The organism is Actinomadura sp. RB99 (assembly GCF_014706005.1).
Classification (GTDB): Bacteria; Actinomycetota; Actinomycetes; order Streptosporangiales; family Streptosporangiaceae; genus Spirillospora.
In genome coordinates, this window is the sequence record NZ_JABMCA010000028.1 from 66,686 (window position 1) to 90,281 (window position 23,596).

The window sequence follows — 23,596 nt, forward strand, 5'->3', positions numbered from 1 at the left end:
GGGGACGCAGAGTGCGTGTTCTAGTCGTCGAGGACGAGCGGGTGCTCGCCGACGCGATCGCGACCGGGCTGCGCCGCGAGGCGCTGGCCGTGGACGTGGCCTACGACGGCGCCGGCGCGCTGGACCGCGCCGGGGTGAACGAGTACGACGTGATCGTCCTCGACCGCGACCTGCCGCGGGTGCACGGCGACGACGTGTGCAAGCAGCTGGTGGCGCAGCGCTACCCCGCGCGGATCATCATGCTGACCGCCGCGGGGGAGCTGGACGACCGGGTCGAGGGGCTGTCCATCGGCGCCGACGACTACCTGGCCAAGCCGTTCGCCTTCGCCGAGCTGATCGCCCGGGTGCGGGCGCTCGGCCGCCGCGCCGCGGCGCCGCTGCCGCCGGTGCTGGAGCGCGCCGGGGTCGCGCTCGACCCGGCCCGCCGCGAGGTGACCCGGGACGGGCGCCCGGTGGAGCTGACCCGCAAGGAGTTCGCGGTGCTGGAGGTGCTGCTCAGCGCGGACGGCGCCGTCGTCAGCTCCGAGCAGCTGCTGGAGAAGGCCTGGGACGAGCACATCGACCCGTTCACCAACGTCGTCCGCGTGACGATGATGACGCTGCGCAAGAAGCTCGGCGACCCCCCGGTCATCGAGACCGTGCCCGGAGTGGGATACCGCCTTTGACTTCCGAATCCGCACCGCAGAGCGAGCCGAACGGCCCGAACGGCCCGAACGGCCCGAACGAAGCGAACGAGCCGGGCGGGCCGCAGGCCCGCCAGCAGCCGGCGCAGCCGGGGACGGACGACCGGTCCGCGCGCCCCGGCCGCTGGCGGCGGCCCGGGCCGCAGCAGGTCCCCGGCCCCGAGCCGGGCGGCCGGAACGTGTGGCGCGGCGAGGGCGGCGCGTCGTTCGGCGAGCTGAAGAAGCTGCCCGGCCGGATGAGCGTCCGGCTGCGGCTGACCCTGCTGTACGGGCTGCTGTTCTTCATGGCCGGGGCGCTGCTGCTGTTCGTGATGTCGGTGCTGATGGCCAACATCCTCGGCAACGTCAAGGTCATCGGCCTCGGCATCACCGACGCCGAGGCGGCCGAGCTGCAGCACCAGTTCGTCGAGCAGACGATGAAGCAGCTGGTCGGCCGGTCGCTGATGGCGCTCGCCGGGGTCGGGGTGATCACCCTCGTGCTCGGCTGGTTCGTCGCCGACCGGGCGCTCAGCCCGCTGCAGCGGGTCACCACGACGGCCCGCCGGCTGTCGGAGAGCACCCTGCACGAGCGGATCGCGCTGGAGGGCCCCGACGACGAGATCAAGGAGCTGGCCGACACCTTCGACGCGATGCTGGAGCGGCTCGGCCAGGCGTTCGACTCCCAGCGCCGGTTCGTCGCGAACGCCTCGCACGAGCTGCGCACCCCCCTCGCGATCAACCGGACGCTGCTGGAGGTGGCGCTCGGCGACCCGGAGGCGTCCGACGACCTGCGCACCGTCGGCAGGACGCTGCTCGCCACCAACGCCCGGCACGAGCGGCTCATCGAGGGCCTGCTGCTGCTCGCCCGCAGCGAGCGCGAGCTGACCGCCCGGACCCCCGTCGACCTCGCCGAGGTCGCCGCGACGGTGCTGGAGCACTCCGCGCGCCGCGAGCACGACAACGACGTGGCCGTGCACCGGGAGCTGACGTCCGGGACGGCGCTCGGCGACCCGGTGCTGCTGGAGCACCTGGTGTCCAACCTCGTCGAGAACGCGATCAAGCACAACGACGCCGAGGGCGGCGAGCTGTGGATCCGCACCGGCATGCTCGACGGCTACGCCACCGTCCAGGTCGAGAACACCGGCCCGGTGGTGCCCGCCTACGAGGTCGAGCGGCTGTTCGAGCCGTTCCGGCGGCTCAACGCCGACCGGGTCGAGTCCGCCAAGGGCGCGGGCCTCGGGCTGTCGATCGTCCGCTCGGTGGTGCTGGCGCACCGCGGCGCCGTCTACGCGGTGCCGCGCCCCGGCGGCGGGCTGATCGTCACCGTCCGGCTCCAGCCCGGGTGAGATCCCGGTCCGCTACTTCAGCGCGGCGGTCGCCACCGTCGGGTCGCCGTCGTAGTCCAGCCGCAGGTTCACGAACCGGTCGCTCGCCAGCGCGCCCGTCCCGGTGTAGACGAGCGGGATGAGGGCCATGTCGTCCAGCGCGGTCTTCTCGGCCTGCTGGTAGAGCCTCGTGCGCTGGTCGTCGGAGGGGGTGCGGACCGCGTTGGAGATCAGGCCGTCGAACGAGGAGTTCTTCCAGCCCGACAGGTTGTAGCCGTCGCTCCTGCCGACCAGCGTGCCGCCCAGCAGCGACCACAGGCTCGTGTACGGCGACGGATAGTCCGGCCCCCACGCGAACAGCGCCAGCCCCGACGCGTCATCGGCGGTGACCGCCTGCCGGAACTTGCTCCAGTCGGACAGCGGCGTCGTCTTCAGCTCCACGGACCAGCCGAGCACCTGCCGCAACCGCGCCTGGACGGCCTCCGCCGCCGTGGTGGAGGTGCTCGTCTGCTGCAGGTAGAGGGTGATCCTCGTGCCGGACCCGAGCCCGGCCTTCGAGGCGAGCTCCTTCGCCTTCACCGTGTCCGGCGCGTCGCACGACGGGCACACGCCCGCCTTCCCGAAACCGGGCAGCGCGGCCGGGACGATCCCGTGGGCGGGCGCGTACCCGGTGCCGTAGAGCCCGGCGAGCGCGCTGCGGTCCAGCGCGTACGACACCGCGAGCCGCGCGTCCCGCGACTTCATCGGCCCGCGCGCCGTCACCGGGACGAGCATCCGGGTGTACGCCAGCGTCCTCGTCACCACCGTCCCGCCGGACGGCGAGGTCGCCGAAGCGGCGGCGGCGCCGGTGGCGCCGGTCAGCGGTGCCCAGTCCGTCCCGCCCGACGCGAACGTCGCGCGGCCCTGCGTCGTGTCGTCGAGCGCGTTGACCTGGACGGTGTCGAGCTTGGTCTTGCCGAACGCCCACCGGTCGTTGCGGACCAGCGTGTAGCTCCTGCCCTTGCTGGAACCCTGCAGCTTGAACGGCCCGTTGCCGACCGGGTTCTGGTTGTAGGACGCGTTGTCCCACGACCCGGCGGACTGCGGCAGCGGCGCGAACGCGGGGTCGCCCAGCCGCTTCGGGAAGTCGCAGCTCGGCGAGGTCAGGTGCACGTCGATCACGCTGCCGGACGCCGACACCCCCGACAGCGTGCCCGCCTGGCCGGTCGAGGCGTCGGCGTACCCGGCGATGTCGGCCATCAGGACCGGCCCGCCGCCGGTCGAGGTCCGCGCCGCGCGCGTCCAGCCGCGCTGGAACGCCGCCGCGTCGACCGGCGAGCCGTCGCTGAAGGTCGTCCCCTCCCTGATCCCGATCGTCCAGTTCGAGCACGTCCCGTCGGACTTGATCGAAGTGGCGAGGCGGTTGCGGGCGGTGCCGTCCGGTTCGACCTCGGTGAGGCCGGTGAACAGCAGCTTGGCGAGGAACCGCTCGGTGCCGGTGTAGGCGTGCGAGGGGTCGATCTCGCCGCTCGTCGAGCCGAGGCTCGCGGCGGCGATCCGCAGCGTCCCGCCGACCCGCCCGGTGGGCCTGGGGGAGGGGTGGTCGCCGCCGTTCGACAGGACGATGATCAGCGTGGTGGCGACGGCGACCGCGACGGCCGCGGCGCCCCCGGCCCCGGCGAGCACGCCGATCCGCCTGCGCCGCCGCGTGCCGGGCGGCCCGGTCCGGTCCGTCCCGGACGGGGCGCCCTGGCCGCCGCCCGAGGGCCACGTCGGCTGCCCCGCGTAGCCGGACGGCCCCGCCCACGGCGGGGAGGGCGGCTGCGGCCCCGGCGGCGTCTGCGCGTACGGAGTCTGCGGAGGTGGCGTCTGCGCGAACGGGGAGGCCGGCGAGGGAGGCGTCTGCGCGAACGGGCTGGACGGGGGAGGCGTCTGCGCGAACGGTGAGGCCGGCGGGGGAGGCGTCTGCGCGAGCGGGGACTGCGGGTGCTGCGCGAGCTGCGGGTAGGACGACAGCGACTGCGGCGCGAGCGACTGCAGCGGGTTCGACGGCGACCGCGTGTCCTGCAGCCGCGCCGAATCGGCGGCGGCCGTCTCCGCGCCCTGGCTGAGCATCGCCTCGCCGCCACCGCCGCCGGGCTTCGGCGGGTTCCCCGCGAGCGTCAGCAGCGTCGCCAGGACCTGCTGCGACGCGGGCCGCAGCGCCGGGTCCTTGCTGAGGCAGTCCGCCACGACGCCGCGCAGCGGCTCGGGCATCATGCCGAGGTCAGGCGCCATGTTCAGGATCCGGTGCATGACCGCCGGGATGGAGTCCTGCCCGAACGCGGGACGGCCGGTCGCGGCGACCGCCATCGTCGCGCCCCAGGCGAACACGTCGGCCGCCGGTCCGACCGGCGCCCCCGAGATCTGCTCCGGCGCCATGTAGGCGGGCGTCCCGACGGCGGTGCTCGACAGCGTGCCCGTCGCGTCGAGCGCCCGGGCGATGCCGAAGTCGATCACCCGGGGCCCGTCCGCGGCGAGCAGCACGTTCGCCGGCTTGAAGTCGCGGTGTACGACCCCGGCCTGGTGGATGGCCACCAGCGCGGTCATCGTGCCGATCGCCAGCCGGTCCAGGTCCGCGCCGCGCTGCGGGCCGCCCTCCGCCAGCGCCGCCGACAGCGACGGGCCGTCGATGTACTCGCTGACGATGTAGGGCCGGTCGCCCTCGACGTCGGAGTCCAGGATGCGGGCCGTGCAGAACGCCGAGACCCGCTGCGCCACCGCCACCTCGGCGGCGAACCGCGACCGGGCCTTCGGGTCGGCGCTGAAGCGCGCGTGCAGCAGCTTCACCGCGACCCGGTGGCCCGGCTCGTCCTCGGCCAGGTAGACCGCGCCCTGCCCGCCCTCCCCGAGCAGCCCCGTCAACCGGTAGCCGCCCAGCCTTTCCGGATCGCCCGGGCGCAGCGGGCGGATGTCGGGCATCTGGATCCTTCGGGGGGAGGCGCGGATGTCGTCGTGTGTCCGGGTCCGGCCGGTCCGGCCGGCGGAGCGGTCAGTCGCTCACCGTCCCGGACGCCGAGGGGCTCACCGCGTCGCGGGTCTGCCGCCACTCCCAGCGCATGGTGCTGCCGCCGGGGTTGACGAACCGGACGTAGCCGGGCGCGCAGTTCTCCGTCTTCTGCCCCGCCATCGGCGTCTCCTGGTACTCGACGTAGCTGCTGGTCTCGTCGCCCGACAGCAGCGCGAGGTTCGTGTAGCAGGTCGGCTGGACGCTGCCGTAGTCGTACTTCGCGGTGCCGTGCGTGTAGACCAGCGCGAACTCCGCCTTGAAGTTCTGGTGGCCGGCCGGGGCGCCCGGCTGGTAGCCGTCGCCGTTCCACACGCCGACCAGCCCGCCCTGGGACGAGCCCGTCGGCGAGCTCTCGGTCGGCGGCGTGTAGATCGACGACGTCGGCGTCGGGTCGGCGTCGTCGCTGTTGTTGGCGGCGATGATCACGAACACCACGACGCCGATGAGCGCGATCAGCGCCAGCACGCCGCAGCCGATCGCGATGGCCGGGCCCGGCGAGCTCGACTTCGCGGGCGGCGGCCCGTAGGCCATCGGCGGCTGCATCGGCCCCTGCACGGGAGGACGCTGCCCCATCGGCATGTTCGGCGGCGGGGGCTGCATGCCGCCCTGGTACATCGGCATGGGCGGCGGCGTGATCGGCTGCGGGGGCGGCGTCGCCGGCCCTCCCATGCCGCCCTGCACGCCCGCGCCCTGCATGCCCGCGCCCTGCATCCCGGCGCCCTGCATCCCGCCCTGGTGCAGCGGCATCGGCGGCGGGGTGATCGACTGCTGCGGCGGCTGCGGGCGCGGCGCCGGCGGCACGCGCGGCGGCGCGGGCATCTGCGCGGCGATCCGGGTGCCCTGGTTGAGCAGGTCCTCCGGGTCGGCGCCGGGGTTCGACGGCGCGGCGCCGACCGCGCCGAGCAGGTTCAGCAGCAGCTGCGGCGCCGGCGGGCGCAGCCCCGCGTCCTTGGACAGGCAGCGCGCGACCAGGTCCCGCACCGGGCCGGGCGGCAGCGCCGACAGGTCCGGGTCCTCGTTGAGGATGCGGTTGATGATGACCGGCAGCGTGTCGGCCTCGAACGGCGACTGCCCGGTGGCCGCGAACACCATGGTCGCGCCCCAGGCGAAGATGTCCACCGCGGGCGTCAGCGGCGCGCCGGTCAGCTGCTCGGGCGCCAGGTAGCCGGGCGTCCCGACGACCATGCCGGTCGCGGTGACGGCGCTCTCCTGCGAGTTGACCGTCCGGGCGATGCCGAAGTCCACGACGCGCGGGCCGTCGGAGGCCAGCATGACGTTGTTGGGCTTGAAGTCGCGGTGCACGATCCCGGCCTCGTGGATGGCCGCGAGGGCCGTCACGGTGCCGATCGCCAGCCGCTCCAGCTCGGCGGCGCCGAGCGGCCCGTTGTGCGCGACCACGTCGTGCAGCGACGGGCCGTCGATGAACTCGCTGACGACGTACGGCTGGTCGCCGTGCACGTCGGCCTCCAGCACCCGCGCGGTGCAGAAGGGCTCGACCTTCTGCGCCGCCGCCACCTCCCGCGTGAAGCGGGCGCGCGCGGCGGGGTCGTTCGCCATCTGGGCGTGCAGCAGCTTGACGGCCACGTACTCGCCGCCCGGCGCGCGGCCGAGGAAGACCGCGCCCTGCCCCCCGGCGCCGAGCCGGCCGACGACCTCGAACTGACCCAGTGCCCTGGGATCGCCCGGCTCCAGCGGAGCGGCATCCGGCATCTGATCCTCCAGTGACCCGCAGTGATGTCCCGCGACATTGTGCGTCCGGACCTCGTCGCGAGGCCCGGGTCCCCCTGCCGGCCCCGCACGGCGCCGGCGAGCCCGGCCCCCGACCTCAGGCGGGCACGATATCGCGTTAGTTCAGACGTTTCACCGAAGCGTCTGGTTCAGCGGTCCACCAGCCGGTTCGGGCCGTCCCGCGCGCCGCGGGCCGGTCGGCGCGCGCAACGCTCCCGGGACCGATATGATCCCCGCCGCCGCGGGAACCCCGGCAGGCGCACCGGCCCTTCGGGAGCATGCCGGAACGCCGGCCGGGGCGTGTGACGGACGACACAACCTGGGGGTGGGAAGCGGGTGATCGGTGTCACCCGTGGGAACGGTCGCGCCTTGTGTGTCACAGCTCACCAACCGTGACAGAATTTCCCGCCCGGATCGGGCACAAGAACGGTCCCCCGAGCGTTAGTTCCGCGCGACGGGGCGCATAAAGCACTGAGGGGGATGGAGATAGAAGATGGCGACCGACTACGACAGCCCACGCAAGACAGACGACGACCTGAGCGAGGACAGCCTCCAGGAGCTCCAGGCCCGGCGCGCCGACAAGGCCGCCAGCATCATCGACGAGGACCTGGACGCCGGTGAGGTCGCCGAGCTGCCCGGCGCCGACCTGTCCAACGAGGAACTGACCTTCCGGGTCGTCCCCCGGCAGGCCGACGAGTTCACCTGCACGCGCTGCTTCCTCGTGCACCACCGCAGCCAGCTGGCCACCGAGAAGAACGGCCAGCCGATCTGCACCGAGTGCGCCGCCTGACACGTCCGGGGGGTCGGCCCTTCGGAGAGGCACCAGCGGGAGCGGCATGACGGGAGAACTGGAACGACGGCACGACGACGTGGAGCCGGCGCGCGGCGACGGCTCCACGGAGCTCGGCGAGCTGATCGGCAGGCTCGCCGGCGACGAGGAGATGGACCGGGAGACCCGGCGGCGGCTGCTCGGCCGGCTGGTCCGGCTGCTCGGGCAGGGCGCCCGCCGGGCCGGCGCGGCGGGCATCGGGCGCGGCCGCTGGCTGGCCGACCTGCTGCTGGAGGCGGCCCCGCACATCCCGATCCGTGATCTGGAGACGCTGAGCCGCCACCACCACGGGCTGTCCGGCGAGGATCTCGCCGACAACCTGGTGAAGGTGGCGGGCAACGCCACCACCGCCGTGGGCGCGGCGGGCGGTGCGCTCGCCGCGGTGGAGTTCGCCGCTCCGCCGCTGCTGCTGACCGCCCCCGCCCAGATCGCCGCCGAGACCCTCGTGGTCGCGGCGATCGAGGTGAAGCTGATCGCCGAGCTGCACGAGGTGTACGGGGTCAGCGTCCAGGGCACCGGCACCGTGCGGGGGGCGGCGTTCGTCACCTCCTGGGCGCGCCAGCGCGGCGTCAATCCGCTGGAGGGCGGGACGTTCACCAGCGCGCTCGGCTCGGCGGCGAAGGCGGCGCTGCGCAAGCGGATGATGCGCACGTTCGGCCGCCACATGACGACGATGGGCCCGCTGCTGACCGGCGCCGCCGCGGGCGCCGCGCTCAACCGGGCCGCGACGAAGGCGCTGGCCGCGAAGGTCCGGCAGGACCTGCGCGGATCCGCGGGGGCCCTGCCCCCGCCGCCGGGCGGCACGTTCGGCTGAGCGGCGTCCGGCCGCGGCGGATCCGCGTCCCCCTCGCGGAGCCGGACGGCGCGCGCCGGCGGCGGCCGCGGCCGCCCCATCCCCCTGTATCCATCCCCGTCCCCCGGCCCGAAGGCGGCACGAGAGCACCGCGCCGAAGGCGACATCGGGCACGAAAGCAACCGGTCGCGATCACCGGGCCGACAACGACCGGCCAACGGCCACAGGCCAAGGCATCAGGTGAAGGCATCAGGACCGCAAGCGTCGTGGCCGGTCCCGGACGAACCGGGACCTGCCACGACGCGTTCGGGCCCTCGACCGGGCCCGCCTGATCAAGCGCTCGCGATCAGGCGTCCACCTTGAGGTGGGAGGGGAGCTCGCCGGTCCCCTTGGCCCACTGGTGGGCGGCGGCGCGGGTGGCCACCAGCCGCGCGACCTCCACGCCGACGCCCACCACGACCGCCCAGCCGATCGCCTCGGCCAGCGCGACGTCCGGCGACTCGGGGTTGGTCGGCGGCTCCTTGCCGGTGCTCTTCTTCCACACGAGCGTGATCGCCTTCTTCGCGGCCCAGCCGCTCGCGAAGGCCGCGGCGCCGGCCATCACGCGATAGCCGATGTCGCCCTTGTCCGCCATCATCGTCCTCCAGTCGTCCTGTCGCCTCCGACGCTACCGGAACGCCCCGCTCCGGGCGGGAAAGGCCGCCGCGTCGGCGCGGGCAAGTGGCATGCGGAGGGGACGGATGTCAATACCATTGCCCCATGACAGAGCAGCCGCGTACGCCGAGCGTCCCTCCCAAGCCCTCCCTGGACGGCCTGGAGGACAAGTGGGTACGCGCCTGGGAGGACGCCGGCGTCTACCGCTTCGACCGCACCCGGCCGCGCGGCGAGGTCTACTCGATCGACACCCCGCCGCCCACCGTGAGCGGCTCCCTCCACGTCGGCCACGTCTTCTCCTACACCCATACCGACACCGTCGCCCGCTTCCACCGCATGCGCGGTCGCGCCGTCTTCTACCCGATGGGCTGGGACGATAACGGGCTGCCCACCGAGCGTCGCGTGCAGAACTACTTCGGTGTGCGGTGCGAGCCGTCGCTGCCCTACGACCCGGAGTTCGAGCCGCCGGCCAAGCCCGACCCGAAGCGCCAGGTCCCGGTGTCGCGGCGGAACTTCATCGAGCTGTGCGAGCGGCTCACCGAGGTCGACGAGAAGGCGTTCGAGGAGATGTGGCGCCGCGTCGGCCTGTCGGTCGACTGGACCCACCTCTACTCCACCATCGGCGAGGCGTCCCGGACGGCGTCGCAGCGCGCGTTCCTGCGGAACCTGGCGCGCGGCGAGGCGTACGTGTCGGAGGCGCCGACGCTGTGGGACGTGACGTTCCGCACGGCCGTCGCGCAGGCCGAGCTGGAGGACCGCGAGCAGCCGGGCGCGTTCCACCGGATCCGGTTCCACGGCGACGAGCGGCCCGTCTACGTCGAGACGACGCGCCCGGAGCTGCTGCCGGCGTGCGTGGCGCTGGTCGCGCACCCCGACGACGAGCGGTACCAGGAGCTGTTCGGGACGACGGTCCGCACGCCGCTGTTCGGCGTCGAGGTGCCGGTCCTCGGGCACCGGCTCGCCGAGCCCGACAAGGGGTCGGGCATCGCGATGATCTGCACGTTCGGCGACGTCACGGACGTCACCTGGTGGCGCGAGCTGAACCTGCCGACCCGGGCGGTGATCGGCTGGGACGGCCGGCTGTCGGCCGAGCCGCCGGCGGGCGTCCCGGCGGGGCCGTACGCGGAGCTGGCCGGCAGGACGGTGTTCTCCGCCAAGGAGCGCGTCGTCGAGATGCTCCGCGAGTCCGGTGACCTGGACGGCGAGCCGCGCAAGATCAGCCGTCCGGTGAAGTTCTACGAGAAGGGCAACAAGCCGCTCGAGATCGTCACGACCCGGCAGTGGTACATCCGCAACGGCGGGCGCGACGCCGCGACCCGCGCCGAGCTGCTCGCGCGCGGCGCGGAGCTGAACTGGCACCCGCCGTACATGCGGGCCCGCTACGAGAACTGGGTGGAGGGCCTGAACGGCGACTGGCTGATCTCCCGGCAGCGGTTCTTCGGCGTGCCGATCCCGGTCTGGTACCCGCTGGACGCGGCCGGGGAGCCGCGCTACGACGCGCCGATCGTCCCGCCGGAGGACGCGCTGCCCGTCGACCCGTCCTCGGACGTCCCGCCGGGCTTCACCGAGGACCAGCGCGGCAAGCCGAACGGGTTCACCGGCGACCCGGACGTCATGGACACCTGGGCGACGTCGTCGCTGACGCCGCAGATCGCGGGCGGCTGGGAGCGCGACGCCGACCTGTTCTCCCGGGTGTTCCCCTATGACCTGCGGCCGCAGGCGCACGACATCATCCGGACGTGGCTGTTCTCGACGGTCGTCCGGTCGCATCTGGAGCACGGGTCGCTGCCGTGGACGGACACGGCGCTGTCGGGCTGGATCCTCGACCCGGACCGCAAGAAGATGTCGAAGTCCAAGGGGAACGTCGTCACCCCGATCGACCTGCTGCGCGAGTACGGCTCGGACGCCGTCCGGTACTGGGCGGCGAGCGGCCGGCCCGGCACCGACACCGCGTTCGACACCGGCCAGATCAAGGTCGGCCGGCGGCTCGCCATCAAGATCCTCAACGCGTCGAAGTTCGTGCTGGGGCTCGGCGAGGTGGACCGGGACGCGGCGGTGACCGAGCCGCTGGACCGGGCGATGCTGGCGTCGCTGTCCGGTGTCGTCGCGGACGCGACGGAGGCGTTCGAGGGCTATGACTACACGCGCGCCCTGGAGCGCACGGAGCGGTTCTTCTGGGAGTTCTGCGACGACTACCTGGAGCTGGTCAAGGCCCGCGCGTACGGGGAGGGGCCGGAGGCGCGGTCGGCGCGCGCGGCGCTGCGGTCGGCGCTGTCGGTGCTGCTGCGGCTGTTCGCGCCCGTGCTGCCGTTCGTGACCGAGGAGGTCTGGTCGTGGTGGCGGAAGGGCTCGGTGCACGCCGCGTCCTGGCCGCTGCCGGGCGAGCTGCCCGCGGGCGGCGACCCGGCGGTGCTCGCCGCGACCGGTGAGGCGCTGCGGCAGGTCCGCAAGGCCAAGTCGGAGGCGAAGGCGTCGATGCGCGCGGACGTGTCGCGGGCCGTGGTGCGCGGCGCGGAGGCCGGCCGGGTCTCCCGTTCCGACCTCGCCGCCGCGGGGCGGATCGCCGAGCTGACGCTGGAGAGCGCGCCCGCCGACCTGACGGTGGACGTGACGCTGGCGCCCGCCGGCTGAACCCGTCGGGCCGTCCGGTCCCGCGCGGCGCGCGGGACCGGACCGTGCCGGACCAGGCGGCGGCGTCCCGGCGGGGTCAGATCGCGCAGGGCAGGTGCTTGATCCCGTTGATGAAGCTGGAGAACAGCCGGTCGGGCTCCCCGGTCGCGCGGATCCGCGGGACGCGGGTGAACAGCTCGCGGTACATCACCGTGATCTCGCGGCGGGCGAGGTTGGCGCCGAGGCAGAAGTGCGGCCCGGGGCCGCCGAACCCGACGTGCGGGTTCGGCGAGCGGGTGATGTCGAACGCGTCCGGGTTCTCGAAGACCGTCTCGTCGCGGTTCGCGGAGTTGTAGAAGAGCAGGACCTTGTCGCCCGCCTTGTACTCGTGGCCGTTCATCTCGTGGTCGCGGGTCAGCGTCCGGCGGAACTGGATGACCGGCGTCGCCATCCGGACGATCTCCTCGACCGCGCCCGGGATGTGCGCGTCGAAGTCCTCCAGCAGCAGCGCGCGCTGCTCGGGGTTGTCGGTCAGCAGCTTCAGCCCGTGCGACATCGCGTTGCGGGTCGTCTCGTTGCCGGCGACGACGAGCAGGATGAAGAACGAGCCGATCTCCTGGTCGGTCAGCGACTCGCCGTCCACGTTCGCCGAGATCAGCGCCGACACCAGGTCGTCGCCGGGATTCCTGCGGCGCTGCCGGGCCAGCTTCATCGCCAGGTGGTTCAGCTCGTACCCGGCGGCCAGCACCTTGAGCAGCCCGTAGAGGGCGCCCATGCGGGTGATGCCGTCGCGGGCGTAGTTCTTGCCGCCCATGTACTCGGGGTCGCCGAGGCCGAGGATGAGGTTCGTCCGGTCGTACACCATCGGGCGGACGTGCTCGGGGATCCCCATCATGTCGCAGATGACCTGCAGCGGGAGCCGCGCCGCGACGTCGGTGACGAAGTCGGTCGAGCCCTTGGCGAGCAGGTCGTCGACGATCCGGGTGGCGCTGCGCTGGAGGTCGTCCTCCGTCTTCTCCAGGACGCGGGGGGTGAACGCCCGCGACACGATCCGGCGGATCTTGGCGTGCCGCGGGTCGTCCATGTTGATCATCGAGCCGAAGTAGCGGGCGAGGAACCGCGGCAGGTCCGCGATGCTGTTGGAGCACGGCTCGCTGCTGAAGATCTGCGGCGTCCGGCTCGCCTCGACCACGTCGGCGTGCCGGGCCAGCGCGTAGAAGCCGGCGCCCGACTTGACGAACGGCAGCTTCAGCTCCCGGAAGAACGCGGGATGATCCCGCTCGCGCAGCCGGGCGAAGGCGGCCAGCCGCCGCTCCTGGGGCAGGGCCCAGAACTCCAGCGTGGACAGGTTGCCGTCGATCTCGTCCCGCGCAGCGGTCGTCACGCCCGCTCACCGCCCTCGGCGTCGTGTCCAGAATCGGGTTCGGTTTCTATCGAACCGGCGTCCAATGGAGCCGTCAAGGCGAACCCGGCGATTCAGGCCGCCGGCGCCGCCGTCCGCCCGTGCAGGACGGCGCGCTCCACCGCCGTCCACATGCCGGACGCCAGCAGGTACAGCACGGCGGCCAAAGGCACGAACGCGGCGAAGACCACCGTCCCGAACGGTGCCACCCGGGCCAGCGCGCCCGCCGCCCCGGCCGGAGCGGTCCGCGCGGCCCGCCGCGACGACCACACCGCCAGCGCCGCGAGCAGCGCGAACAGGCCGAGGAACACCAGCGACGGCGGCGCGAACAGACCGCCGCCGACCAGCCCGATCCAGTTCTGCCCCAGCGGCGCGCCGAGCAACGTGTGCGCGAGCAGGACGTTCTGGTGCCCCGCCACCGTCGCCGACCGGAACAGCCGGTACATCACCATGAAGAACGGCACCTGCGCGAACATCGGCAGGCATCCCGACAGCGGGGTCGCGCCCTCCGCCTCGTACAGCGCGGCCGTCTCCCGCTGGAGCCGCCGCGGGTCCCTCCCGTGCTTCTTCTGCAGGGCCTGGACCTGGGGCAGCAGCCGCGCCCGGGTCCGCTCGCCGCGGGCGGCCGAGACGGCGAGCGGCAGCATCGCCAGCCGGACCAGGAGCGTGAACAGGAGGATCGCGGCGGCGGCCGCCGACGGGCCGGCGACCGGGCCGATGCCGTCGGCCAGTCCCTTGACCAGGGTGTACGCGAGCGAAACGGGAACGTCGAACACGGGCATGAGCACCTTCCGGTGGGAGGGGGATCGAGGGCGTGCCGGCCGCGCTCAGGCGGCCGCGATCTCCGCTCCCGGTGCCCGCGGGCGGGGGCGTCCCGCCGCGTCCGGATCGCGCTGCGGGAGGAAGGCGGTCCGCAGCGTCCGTTCCCGCAAGGTCGTCCGCACGCGCGCCAGTGCCGCCCGGTGGCCCGGCCCGGCCGCGCGCACACGCACCACGGCCAGGACGACCAGTCCCGCCACGGTGACCGTCGCCAGCGCCACCAGCACCGGCTGCCCCGGCGCCGTCCCGGCCCACTCGGCCGCGGCGAGCACCCGCAGCAGCGCGGCGACCACCAGCGACCAGAACACGAACGGACCTTCCTGACGATACGGACTATCCACAGTGTCCCACTCATCCCCGCCGGTACGCCATCGGTGCCGGGTGCCGGGTGCCGGCGGGGAAACGGGGTAGGGTCGCGCGCGAAACAGGACGCGAGGGCGTTTCACATGCGGCCCGCCGCCCTCGGCCCCGGTATTGTCGTGTGGCTTCTCGGCGGGACCGCCGGAACGCTCCCGAACGCGAGGTGGACGTTGGGCAAGGTCGATGTGCTGATCAAGCGGCTCGATCCCGGGCTGCCCCTGCCGCAGTACGCGCACGCGGGCGACGCGGGCGCCGATCTGGTCGCCGCCGAGGACGTCGAGCTGCCGCCGGGAGAGCGCGCCGTCGTCCCCACGGGCATGGCGATCGCGCTGCCCGACGGCTACGCCGCTTTCATTCACCCCAGGTCCGGTTTGGGCGCTAGGTTGGGGGTCACCATAGTCAACGCACCCGGTACGGTCGACGCCGGCTATCGGGGTGAGATCAAGGTGACCCTGCTGAACACCGACCGCCGCGCCACCGTGCGGCTGCGGCGCGGCGACCGCATCGCGCAGATGGTCGTGCAGCGGGTGGAACAGGCTGTGTTCCACGAGGTCGCCGACCTTCCCGGATCGGCCCGCGGGACCGGCGGATTCGGCTCCACGGGCGGGTACGGCGGGCCGGAGGCTCCCGGGCATGGGTGACACTGGTAACGAGCACAGTCGAGAAGGAGCGTGAGTCGTGGCTTTTGGACGTCGCCGGCAGGCCGAGGAGCCCGAGAAGGGGCCCGAGGCGACCGAGGAACCGGCGGAGGCCGTTGACGAGGCCGCCGAGGAGGCTCCCGCCGAGGCCGCGAAGGCCGAGGGCGGGCCCTGGGACTCCGAGGACTCCTTCCCCGAGATGCAGCGCCTGGACTTCGGCTCGATGCGGGTGCCGATCGCGCCGGGGCTCGGTTTCCAGGTGAACTTCGAGGCCACCCAGGTCGACGAGGAGGGCAACCCCCTCGACGGCCGGCCGGTCGCGGTGCTCGTCCAGTACGAGGAGAGCGCCATGCAGCTCCAGGTGTTCGCCGCGCCCAAGCGCAGCGGCATCTGGGACGACGTGCGCCGCGAGACCGCCAAGGACATCGAGGAGGAGGCGCAGGGGCAGACCCAGGAGGGCGAGGGGCCGTTCGGTCCCGAGCTGCTGGCGATGATCCCCGCCGCGCTGACCGAGGAGGTCCTCGCGGAGATGCCGCAGGAGGTCCGCGAGCAGATCCCGCAGGAGTTCGTCGACCAGGGCTGGGCGCCGCAGATCATCCGCTTCCTCGGCGTCGACGGCCCCCGCTGGTTCCTCCAGGCCGTGGTGCAGGGCGCCGCGATCGAGGACGAGGAGCAGTGGCAGGTCCTGGAGGACGTGCTGCGCGGCGTGGTCGTCGTCCGCGGCGACGCGCCGATGCCGCCGCGCGACCTGCTCGAGCTGCAGATCCCCAAGGAGTTCAGCGAGGCCGGGGAGAACGGCGAGGAGCAGGGCGGCGAGGAGACCTTCAACCCGTTCGAGCGCGGCCCCGAGATCACCGAGGTCCGCTGACCCGGGACCCCGTTGCGGGACCCCGTCCCGGGACCGCCGTCGCCCGCCGGGCCGTGCGCCGCTTTTCGGTCGCACGGCCGGCGGGTTTCTGCGGTCCGGGGGGCGCCGGGTTCCTTGCGTCCGCCGCCCCCCGGGTGGTCAATCGGGACATGTCGAAGAGAACGCGGAAGCGCCGGGCCCGCAAGCGCAGCAAGCACAACAAGGGCAAGCGGCCCAACGCCCGGCACTGAGCCGCGCGCCGGGTCGCGGTCGCCGCGCTCAGGCCGCGTTCGGCGCCGTCACCCTCCGATCATCTCGAAGGGCATGGCGTGCTCCACGCCCACGGCCCGTCCGGTCGGCTCGACGATGCCGGTGAGGAACGCGGCGGCGTCGAAGCCCGCGCCGAGGTTGCCGAAGTACACCTCGTGCGCCAGCAGCGAGTCGATGCCGTCCTGCAGATGGCCGGTGACGTCCACGTAGTGCCCGGCCTGCGGCGACCCGCCGAACAACGCGAACCGGACGCCCTGCCACGGCTCCAGGCCGAGGTCGCGGAACACCCAGCGGTTCGCCGCGTCCCTGATCGCGTCGGCGACCGCGAGGCCGAGCACCCGGTGGTCGGCCATGTTGAAGCCGCCGCCGGGGAAGGTCTCCCGGAAGTTCACCGACAGCACCACCTCGGGCCGGTGCCGCCGGATCGCCGCCGCGAGGAGGCGCCGCAGCGGCAGCCCGTACTCCAGCACGCCGTCCTGCAGGTCCAGGAACTCGACGTTCTCGACGCCGACCCGGCGGGCCGCCTCGATCTGCTCCAGGGTGCGGACACGGCGCACCTCGTCCGGGTCCATGCCGTCGATCCCGGCCTCGCCCCGGGTCGCCAGCACCTGCGTCACGCTCTTGCCCTGGGACGTCCATTTCGCGACCGCGGTCGAGCCGCCGTACTCCAGGTCGTCGGGGTGCGCGACGATCGCCAGCGCCCTGTCCCAGTCCTCCGGTACCGGTTCCATGGCCCCATCCTGGCGGACGGGCGGCGGCCGCCGAAGCTCCTAAGATCGCGCCATGACATCGGCGCCGGAACCCGTCCGTCCCGCGGGCCTGCTCGATTCCGGGACCGCGCCCGCCGCACCGCCCGCGCCGGACGGTGCGCCCGCGTTGACCGGGCCGCCCGAGGCGGCGCTCGCGCTGGCGCGCCTCCACCTGCGCGGGCACGTCCGGACCTGGCCGGAATGGCGGTCCGCCGGCCTGCCGGAGGCGGTCCGCACCGCGTGGCTGAGCGCCGAGATCGCCGCGGGCCGCACGGACGTCCGCGACGAACCGGCGGGCGAACCGCTCTACCAGGCGGTGCGGGCCCTCCACGCGGCCGACGCGGACGACCCCGGGGCGCTCGTCCGCGCCCTCGCCGGACGGCCCGACGCCGTGCCGCGCGCGGAGGCCGTCCGGCTCGCGCGCGAGGCGCTGGACGCGGCGCTGCTGCCGCCCCGCGCCGTCCGGGAGGTCATGGCGGGGCTCGCCCGCGACGTCCCCGCCGCGCTGCGCGAGCTGGCCGAGCCGTGGGCGGCCCTCGACCCGCTGCCGCACGAGCGGGTGCGCCGCCTCCTCGGCGGCGGGCGGGACGGCGCCGCGATCGAGGTCGCGGCCCGGCACGGGCACCGGGACCTGCTCCGGGGCGTCGCCGCCGACCCGTCCCGGGCGCCGGCGGTGCGGCGCCGGGCGCTCGAGCTGCTCGGCGACCTCGCGGACCGCGACGGCCTCGCCGACCTGCTCGGCCTCGCCGCCCAGGACCCGCCGCTGCTCGCCGCGCCCGCCGCCGCGTGCCTGCGCGGCCTGCACCGGCGCGGCCACTTCCCCGCGGCGCACCACGTCCCCGCGATCGTCGGGCTCGCCCTCGCGGACCACGGCGTGCCCGCGGCCGAGATCGCGGTGGTCCTCTTCTCCCGCCGGCACGAGGCGCTGCGGGAACTGGCCCGGCCGGAGCCGCAGGGGGCGGACGGCGGCTCGTGGGCCCGCCGCCTCGACCTGCTCGTCGCGCTCGACGCGCAGGGCGCCCCCGGGCTCGGCGTGGCCGGCGCGGTCGCCCGCCTCGCGCGCGACGCCGCCGACCCGCGGCCCTTCCTGCGCGCGCTCCGCGAACTGCGGGACCCCGCGGCGGAGGAGACCGTCCTCGCGCTGCTGCCGGACGCGCCCCGGGAGGCGCTCGACGCCCTCGAAGCCGTCGGCGGCCCCCGGACGGCCGCCGCCCTCTGGACCGGCCTCGGCCTGGACGGAAGTGATCCGGACGGGAGCGATCCGGACGGGAGTGATGTCGTCCCGCATCTAGTCCCGTTCCGGCGCCGCGCGCTGGAGCTCCTCTGGCACCTCGACCGCGACCCGGAGCGGCGCCGGACCCTGCTCGACCGCCTCGACCCCCGCCACCTGCCGCGCCGCGTCGCCGACGACCTCGGCGGCCCCGATCCGCGCGAGCTGGCGGTGCTGCGCGCGGCCCCGGACCCCGGCGACCCCGCCGAGGCGCTCGCCCGGCTCGCGCGCAACGGCGACGCCACCACCCTGCCCGCGGTCGCCGACCTGCTCCTGCGCGTCGTGTCCGGGCTGGCCGGAGCGTGGACGCCCGGCGGCCCGGGGCCCGAGCCCGCCGTGCCGGACGGCGTCCTGGACGCCGTCCGCGACCTCGGCGGCCGGCTCTTCCGGCGGGGCGCGATCCGGCCGCGCTGCCTGCTGGACGCCGAGGACGCGCCCGCCGCCGGGAACGCCGTGCTCGCGAGCACCCTCCTCGACCTCCTCGACCGGCCCGGGCTCGTCCCGGCGGAGCGGGCGATCCTGCTCACCGTCCTGCGCGGCGCCCCGTACCGGCGGACGAGGGCGCGGGTCCATCCGCTGCTCCGGCACCGCGACGTGCACGTCCGGGCCCGCGCCGCCGCGCTCTTCGCCACGGACGCGGAGGGCGCCCGGGTGCTGTCGGCGAGCCTGGTCCCGCTCACCTCGGCGGACGACCCGGCGACCGTCCGGCAGGCGCTGCGAGCCCTGGCCGAGGCCCGCGCGACCTGGGCGGCTCCGGCGATCGCCGGGTGCCTCGACCATCCCGAGATGAGCGTCAAGAAGACCGCGGCGGCGGCCCTCGCGTCGGCGGGCGCGCCCGCCGCCGTCCCGAAGGCGCTGTTCTGGCTGGGGCACCACGGCAATCCCGGCCTGCGCGAGGCCCTCATCGAGGCGCTCCGCGCCGTGCTGGGCGACGCGTCGGCCGCCGTCGTCCTCGCGGCGGCGGACCAGGCCGCCGACGACCGCGCCCGCGCGCTCCTCCGCGCCGCGCTGCCCGCACTCGCCCCCGGCCGGTTCTCGGAGGAGGCGGACACCGCCGCCGACGTCCGAGGGCTCGCGGAGCACGGCTGGGACATCGAGACCGCCCGCCGCGTCCTCGACGCGCGGACGCGCGGCAAGGCGGTCCCCGCGTCGTTGCGTCCGCTGCTGCCCCGCTGGCTCGACCTCGCCGAATCGGACCCGCGCGCGCTGCGCCTCGCCGTGGACCTCTGCGTCCCGCCGTGGACGGCGACGGAACTGGAGGTCTTCGCCCGGTCCGCCGCGCTCCTCGTCGAGGCACTGGTCACCGGCGAGGAGCGCCGCGACGCCCCGTCCGGCGCGACCGGGCGACGGCTCCGCGAGCTGGTGAAGCAGGTGGTGCCTCGGCTCGGCGCGGGGGAGAGGTTCCAGGTCGCCGAGCGTGTACGGGCACTGCCGCCGAGCACGGCGTCGATCACCCTGCTGAACCTGTGCGGCGCGGTCGTGACACGCGACGATCTCGAGCGCGCGCTCGCCGCCGCACGGCACGTCCCCGATCGGGCGGCGGACGAGGAGGCCGTCCTGCGGGAGGCGTTCGCGCAGGACCCGCTGGAGCACGCGACCGCCGCGCGCGAGGCGGTCAGGGACGCGGCCCGCGAGCCGGACGAACTGCGGCGCCTCCGGGACGTGCTGCGGAGCCCGTCCCGCGAGGTGCTCGACGCCCTGATCCGGGCCTTCCCGGACGCCCCCGCCGCCGCGCGGCCGCTCCTGCTCGACTGGATGGAGGCGGTGCAGCCGCTCGGCGCACCGCCGTGGACGCTCGCGGAGCGCCGTGAGGAGCCCGAGGAGCGGACGCCGCGCGCCGGCGACCTCGACCAGCCGCCGTCCGTGGCGCAGCGGCGCCGCCTGCTGGCCATGCTCGACACCGGCCCGGCCGACCGGCGGGCGAAGGCGGCCCGTCTGCTGCTCGACCGGCCCGAACCCGAGGGCCGGTTCGCCGTCCTCCGCGCGTTCCTGGACGGCCGCGACGGGCTGACGGCGACCCACGAGCTGGCGCACGTCCTGCTGGAGGCGCCCGAGGTGCCGGGCGGCGGCGACCGGTTCGTCCAGCTGGCCGCCCACCTGTACGGAGCCGACCTCGACCGGTTCGTCCCCGCGCTCGTGTCGCGCTGGGAGGACGGGGACGCCGCCGCCGGGCGGGTGCTCCGGCAGGCGTCCGCCGACGCCGTCGCGGGGGAGATCGCCGAGCGCCTGGCGGACGGCGCGCGGGGCCTGCTCGACCTCGTCGCCGGCCGGAGGCTGACCCGCACCGCGGCGCTCGACCGGGCGCGGCGGCGCCTCATCGAGGAGGGACGCGACGACCTCGCGGACCGGCTCGTCTTGGTGGACGGCCCCCTCCGGGCGCCCGGCGCCACCCGCCGCGACGCGGCCGCCCTGGCGGCGATGCGCGAGCACGAGCCCCCGGCGGCGAGCGAGCCGTCGTCGGCGATGCTGTTCCGGGAGGCGCGGGGCGGCGGCGCGAGAGTGGTGCGCCGCGCGCTCTCGCTGCTCGCCGATCGCCGCGCGGAAGGGCTGGAGGACCTGCTCGCCGAGCTGATCGGCCACCGCGAGACGAAGGTGAGGCTGCACGCCCACCGCGTGTCGCGCAGGGTGCTGAGCCGCGAGGCGTACCTGGAGCAGACCGTGCGGCTGCTCGACGACCCCGAGCCCGACGTCGTCCGCTCGGCGGTCCGGACGCTGAGCCACGCCGGCTGGACGCCCGCGATCCCCGGGCTGGTCGGCCTGCTCGGCCACCCGCGTCCCCAGGTCCGGCAGGCCGCCGCGGACGGGCTCGTCCGGTTCGGCGAAGCGGCGGTCCCGGCGCTGCGGCACGCCGCCGGGCGCGCCCGCCCCGACCGCCGGTCCCGCTACACCGCCCCGTTGGCCGAGATCAACGGTTCTGACGCATGATGGGGCGCGGGACACCGGGGAAAGGGGGGCGATGAACATCTACCTGGGGGTCTTGCTGATCGCGGCGGGGGCGCTGCTCGTGGTGGTGGGCGTGCTGACGGCCGACGGCCGGATCCCGCGCAACCAGTTCGCCGGCATCCGCACCAAGCGGAGCATGGCCGACGACCAGGCGTGGCTGACCGTGCACCGGGCCGCCCGGCCGTGGATGATCGGCGCGGGCGCCGTGCTGGCCGTCGCGGGCGTCCTCGCGCTGGCGGTCCCGTCCGAGCTCGCGGGGTCGCTGTCGGCGGGGATCGGCGCGATCCTGACCGCCGTCCTCGCGCTCCGGGGCACCGCCGCCGGGCACGCCGCGCTGCGCCGGAGGTAGCGCGCCGCCCGGAGCCGTGGCGCCGTCCGAAGGTGGGGTTTTGCCTACCCCGATCGGCGTGCTGGACCCATCCTCCGCCGCCCTCGCTCTCCGTAGCGTCGTTTCCGGAGGCGCTCCACGGGAGGGGCGCCGGGCGGAGAGGTGAAGGCGATGTTCGGACACAAGGCGCGGCCGGGAGGGACGGCCCCGTCCGGCGGCGAGGCGCTCCGGCTGGAGGACGTCCGGAAGGTGTACGGCGCGGAGGACAACCGGGTGGTCGCGCTCGACGGCGTGTCGCTGTCGCTGCCGTCCGGGTCGTTCACCGCGGTGATGGGCCCGTCCGGGTCGGGGAAGAGCACGCTGCTCCAGTGCGCGGCGGGGCTCGACCGGCCGAGCGCCGGCCGGGTCGTGGTGGACGGCGCCGAGCTGTCCGGCGACGGCGAGGCGGCGCTGACGAGGTTCCGCAGGGAGCGGATCGGGTTCGTGTTCCAGCAGTTCAACCTGCTGCCGACGCTGACCGTCATGCAGAACGTCACGCTGCCGCTGAAGCTCGCGGGCCGCCGCGTCGACAAGGCCCGCGCCCGGGACGTCCTCGACCGCGTCGGCCTCGGCGACCGGCTCGCGCACCTCCCGGCGGAGCTGTCGGGCGGGCAGCAGCAGCGGGTCGCGATCGCGCGGGCGCTGGTGACCGAGCCGCGGATCCTGTTCGGCGACGAGCCGACCGGCGCGCTCGACAGCCGCAGCGCCCGCGACGTCCTCGGGCTGCTGCAGGAGGCCGTCCGGGTGTACGGGCGGACGGTGGTGATGGTGACGCACGACCCGGTCGCCGCGGCGCACGCCGACGCGGTGCTGTTCCTCGCCGACGGGCGGATCGTCGGCTACCAGACCGCGCCGACGGCCGAGGCCGTCGCCGAGCGGATGACGCACCTGGCCGACGAGGTCGAGCGGCAGCGGGCCGCCGGCCGCACCCAGGCGGGGGTGTGACATGGGCGGGCTGGCACTGCGGTCCCTGCGCAGGCGCGCGGGCGCGTTCACGGCGAGCTTCCTGTCGATGCTCCTCGGCTCGGCGATCATCATGGCGTTCGCCTCGATGTACGACACGGCCGAGGCGAGCGGGGCGACCGGGCAGACCCGGTCCACGCTGGTCACGATGGCGATGGTGGTCGGCGGCTGGGGACTGCTGCTGGTCGTCTTCGCGGTCACCTCCACGCTGACCCTGGCGGTCCGGCAGCGGGCGGCGGAGATGGCGCTGCTGAAGAGCGTCGGCGCGACGCCGGCGCAGATCACCCGGATGATCGTCGGTGAGGCGGCGGTCCTGGCCGTGCTGGCGGCGCTCCTCGGCGCCGTCCCCGGCGCGCTCGGCGGGCGGGGCCTGCTCGGGCTGCTGCACGGCACCCACCAGGTCCCCGGCGACGTGTCCTACGCGTTCGGGACGTTCGCGCTCGGCACCGGCGCCGGGGTGACGTTCCTGTCCGCGACCGTCGCCGCGCTGATCAGCGCGCGCCGCGCCGCCCGCGTCCGCGTCACCGAGTCGCTGATGGCGGCGGCCGCAGACCCGGGCCGGCTCGGCCGCAGGCGCGCGGTCTTCGCGGGGGTGTTCCTGTTCCTCGCGGTGGACGAGGCGGTCGTGACGATGACGATGATGCGCGGCAAGGGCACCGACGCCATGGCGGCGTCCGGGCAGGCCGACATCTTCGCCGCGATCGGGCTGGCGCTGCTCGCCCCGGTGATCGTCCGGCGGGCGACGGCGCTGCTGGCCGGGCCGGTGCGCGCGTTCGGCGTCGCCGGGGACCTCGCGGTGACGAACCTGCGGCGCCGGACGGGCGCGATGGCGTCCGCGGTGACCCCGATCATCCTGTTCACCGGCATCGCCGTCGGGACGCTGTTCCTCCAGGCCACGGAGAACGGCGCCATGGACCGGTCGGGCCTCGCCAAGACCGCCGACCAGAAGGGGATCGAGACGCTGAACCTGGTGGTCATCGGGATGGTGGTGCTGTTCGCCGCGATCATGCTGGTGAACACGCTGGTGGCGGCGACGGTGCACCGGCGCCGCGAGTTCGGCCAGGCCCGGCTGGCGGGCGCCACCCCGGCCCAGGTGCTCGGCACGGTGGCGCTGGAGTCGGCGGCGCTGACCGTCGTCGGCGTCGCCTGCGGGACGGTCGCCTCGGTCTTCACGATCATCTCCTTCGCGGTGGCGCGCAAGGGCTCTGCCGTCCCGGACGGAAGCGCCTGGATCTACGCCGGGGTCGTCGCCCTCGCGGCCGCCCTCACCGCGGTCACGGCCCTGGCCGCCGCCCGCCGCACCCTCCGCACCCCCGCGGTGGACGCCGTCACCGCCTGA

The 23,596-nt window shown here is 74.8% G+C and carries 18 protein-coding genes; 11 read left to right on the forward strand and 7 right to left on the reverse strand.

Going from position 1 to position 23,596, the window contains the following annotated elements:
* Positions 1 to 11: 11 nt before the first annotated feature.
* Positions 12 to 665, forward strand: coding sequence for a response regulator transcription factor (locus amrb99_RS24395; RefSeq protein ID WP_190859998.1), 654 nt, complete (start codon positions 12 to 14; stop codon positions 663 to 665).
* Complete coding sequence (locus amrb99_RS24400) at positions 662 to 2,008, forward strand: ATP-binding protein (protein ID WP_241755868.1); 1,347 nt, start codon at positions 662 to 664, stop codon at positions 2,006 to 2,008. The genes amrb99_RS24395 and amrb99_RS24400 overlap by 4 nt, the downstream gene beginning before the upstream one ends.
* Before the next feature lie 12 nt (positions 2,009 to 2,020).
* On the opposite strand, the gene amrb99_RS52565 is transcribed toward amrb99_RS24400, so the two are convergent.
* Positions 2,021 to 4,927, reverse strand: a complete 2,907-nt coding sequence (locus amrb99_RS52565; protein ID WP_190860000.1) for an ABC transporter substrate-binding protein — start codon at positions 4,925 to 4,927, stop codon at positions 2,021 to 2,023.
* Between the two features lie 70 nt (positions 4,928 to 4,997).
* Positions 4,998 to 6,725 (reverse strand): serine/threonine-protein kinase, encoded by a 1,728-nt coding sequence (locus tag amrb99_RS24410; RefSeq protein WP_190860002.1) that lies wholly within the window; start codon positions 6,723 to 6,725, stop codon positions 4,998 to 5,000.
* Positions 6,726 to 7,236: 511 nt separating this feature from the next.
* Here amrb99_RS24410 and amrb99_RS24415 point away from each other — a divergent pair.
* Together amrb99_RS24415 and amrb99_RS24420 are read left to right on the forward strand one after the other, a co-directional pair.
* Positions 7,237 to 7,533, forward strand: a complete 297-nt coding sequence (locus tag amrb99_RS24415) for a DUF4193 domain-containing protein (RefSeq protein WP_190860004.1) — start codon at positions 7,237 to 7,239, stop codon at positions 7,531 to 7,533.
* Positions 7,534 to 7,579: 46 nt separating this feature from the next.
* Positions 7,580 to 8,386 carry a hypothetical protein gene (locus amrb99_RS24420; RefSeq protein ID WP_194737123.1) on the forward strand — a complete coding sequence of 269 codons (807 nt, stop codon included), beginning with the start codon at positions 7,580 to 7,582 and terminating at the stop codon, positions 8,384 to 8,386.
* A 325-nt stretch (positions 8,387 to 8,711) separates the two neighbouring features.
* Here amrb99_RS24420 and amrb99_RS24425 read toward each other — a convergent pair whose 3' ends face one another.
* Positions 8,712 to 8,999: a DUF4235 domain-containing protein gene (locus tag amrb99_RS24425; protein WP_190860091.1), complete on the reverse strand. Its 288-nt coding sequence runs from the start codon at positions 8,997 to 8,999 to the stop codon at positions 8,712 to 8,714.
* 125 nt (positions 9,000 to 9,124) lie between these two features.
* Between amrb99_RS24425 and valS the strand changes: the two genes are divergently transcribed.
* Entirely contained in the window at positions 9,125 to 11,650 is a 2,526-nt protein-coding gene (valS, locus tag amrb99_RS24430; protein ID WP_190860006.1) for a valine--tRNA ligase, read from the forward strand.
* 76 nt (positions 11,651 to 11,726) lie between these two features.
* Here valS and amrb99_RS24435 read toward each other — a convergent pair whose 3' ends face one another.
* The 3 genes from amrb99_RS24435 to amrb99_RS24445 form a co-directional block, all read right to left on the reverse strand.
* Complete coding sequence (locus tag amrb99_RS24435; protein ID WP_190860008.1) at positions 11,727 to 13,013, reverse strand: cytochrome P450; 1,287 nt, start codon at positions 13,011 to 13,013, stop codon at positions 11,727 to 11,729.
* 92 nt (positions 13,014 to 13,105) lie between these two features.
* Positions 13,106 to 13,813 (reverse strand): membrane protein insertase YidC, encoded by a 708-nt coding sequence (yidC, locus tag amrb99_RS24440; protein ID WP_190860013.1) that lies wholly within the window; start codon positions 13,811 to 13,813, stop codon positions 13,106 to 13,108.
* A 45-nt stretch (positions 13,814 to 13,858) separates the two neighbouring features.
* Positions 13,859 to 14,158 (reverse strand): DUF6412 domain-containing protein, encoded by a 300-nt coding sequence (locus amrb99_RS24445; protein WP_190860014.1) that lies wholly within the window; start codon positions 14,156 to 14,158, stop codon positions 13,859 to 13,861.
* Between the two features lie 222 nt (positions 14,159 to 14,380).
* Here amrb99_RS24445 and dut point away from each other — a divergent pair, with 222 nt between their 5' ends.
* Both dut and amrb99_RS24455 read left to right on the forward strand, forming a co-directional pair.
* Positions 14,381 to 14,851 carry a dUTP diphosphatase gene (gene dut, locus amrb99_RS24450; protein WP_241755869.1) on the forward strand — a complete coding sequence of 157 codons (471 nt, stop codon included), beginning with the start codon at positions 14,381 to 14,383 and terminating at the stop codon, positions 14,849 to 14,851.
* 37 nt (positions 14,852 to 14,888) lie between these two features.
* Positions 14,889 to 15,716: a DUF3710 domain-containing protein gene (locus amrb99_RS24455; protein WP_190860018.1), complete on the forward strand. Its 828-nt coding sequence runs from the start codon at positions 14,889 to 14,891 to the stop codon at positions 15,714 to 15,716.
* Between the two features lie 278 nt (positions 15,717 to 15,994).
* On the opposite strand, the gene amrb99_RS24460 is transcribed toward amrb99_RS24455, so the two are convergent.
* Positions 15,995 to 16,696, reverse strand: coding sequence for a PIG-L deacetylase family protein (locus amrb99_RS24460; RefSeq protein WP_190860020.1), 702 nt, complete (start codon positions 16,694 to 16,696; stop codon positions 15,995 to 15,997).
* A gap of 52 nt (positions 16,697 to 16,748) precedes the next feature.
* Here amrb99_RS24460 and amrb99_RS24465 point away from each other — a divergent pair, with 52 nt between their 5' ends.
* The 4 genes from amrb99_RS24465 (at position 16,749) to amrb99_RS24480 (ending at position 23,596) form a co-directional block, all read left to right on the forward strand.
* Positions 16,749 to 20,909 (forward strand): HEAT repeat domain-containing protein, encoded by a 4,161-nt coding sequence (locus tag amrb99_RS24465; RefSeq protein WP_190860022.1) that lies wholly within the window; start codon positions 16,749 to 16,751, stop codon positions 20,907 to 20,909.
* 31 nt (positions 20,910 to 20,940) lie between these two features.
* Positions 20,941 to 21,276, forward strand: coding sequence for an SdpI family protein (locus amrb99_RS24470; protein WP_190860024.1), 336 nt, complete (start codon positions 20,941 to 20,943; stop codon positions 21,274 to 21,276).
* Between the two features lie 150 nt (positions 21,277 to 21,426).
* On the forward strand, positions 21,427 to 22,239 hold the full coding sequence (locus tag amrb99_RS24475; RefSeq protein WP_190860026.1) for an ABC transporter ATP-binding protein: 813 nt from the start codon (positions 21,427 to 21,429) through the stop codon (positions 22,237 to 22,239).
* A 1-nt stretch (position 22,240) separates the two neighbouring features.
* Positions 22,241 to 23,596, forward strand: coding sequence for an FtsX-like permease family protein (locus tag amrb99_RS24480; protein ID WP_190860028.1), 1,356 nt, complete (start codon positions 22,241 to 22,243; stop codon positions 23,594 to 23,596).

Bases quoted from the DNA above. Each gene is read 5' to 3' on its own strand.
- amrb99_RS24475 (WP_190860026.1), top strand. From the start codon at position 21,427: ATGTTCGGACACAAGGCGCGGCCGGGAGGGACGGCCCCGTCCGGCGGC.
- amrb99_RS24410 (WP_190860002.1), bottom strand. From the start codon at position 6,725: ATGCCGGATGCCGCTCCGCTGGAGCCGGGCGATCCCAGGGCACTGGGT.
- amrb99_RS24470 (WP_190860024.1), top strand. From the start codon at position 20,941: ATGAACATCTACCTGGGGGTCTTGCTGATCGCGGCGGGGGCGCTGCTC.
- yidC (WP_190860013.1), bottom strand. From the start codon at position 13,813: ATGCCCGTGTTCGACGTTCCCGTTTCGCTCGCGTACACCCTGGTCAAG.
- amrb99_RS24465 (WP_190860022.1), top strand. From the start codon at position 16,749: ATGACATCGGCGCCGGAACCCGTCCGTCCCGCGGGCCTGCTCGATTCC.
- amrb99_RS52565 (WP_190860000.1), bottom strand. From the start codon at position 4,927: ATGCCCGACATCCGCCCGCTGCGCCCGGGCGATCCGGAAAGGCTGGGC.
- valS (WP_190860006.1), top strand. From the start codon at position 9,125: ATGACAGAGCAGCCGCGTACGCCGAGCGTCCCTCCCAAGCCCTCCCTG.
- amrb99_RS24415 (WP_190860004.1), top strand. From the start codon at position 7,237: ATGGCGACCGACTACGACAGCCCACGCAAGACAGACGACGACCTGAGC.
- amrb99_RS24420 (WP_194737123.1), top strand. From the start codon at position 7,580: ATGACGGGAGAACTGGAACGACGGCACGACGACGTGGAGCCGGCGCGC.
- amrb99_RS24425 (WP_190860091.1), bottom strand. From the start codon at position 8,999: ATGGCGGACAAGGGCGACATCGGCTATCGCGTGATGGCCGGCGCCGCG.
- amrb99_RS24460 (WP_190860020.1), bottom strand. From the start codon at position 16,696: ATGGAACCGGTACCGGAGGACTGGGACAGGGCGCTGGCGATCGTCGCG.
- amrb99_RS24480 (WP_190860028.1), top strand. From the start codon at position 22,241: ATGGGCGGGCTGGCACTGCGGTCCCTGCGCAGGCGCGCGGGCGCGTTC.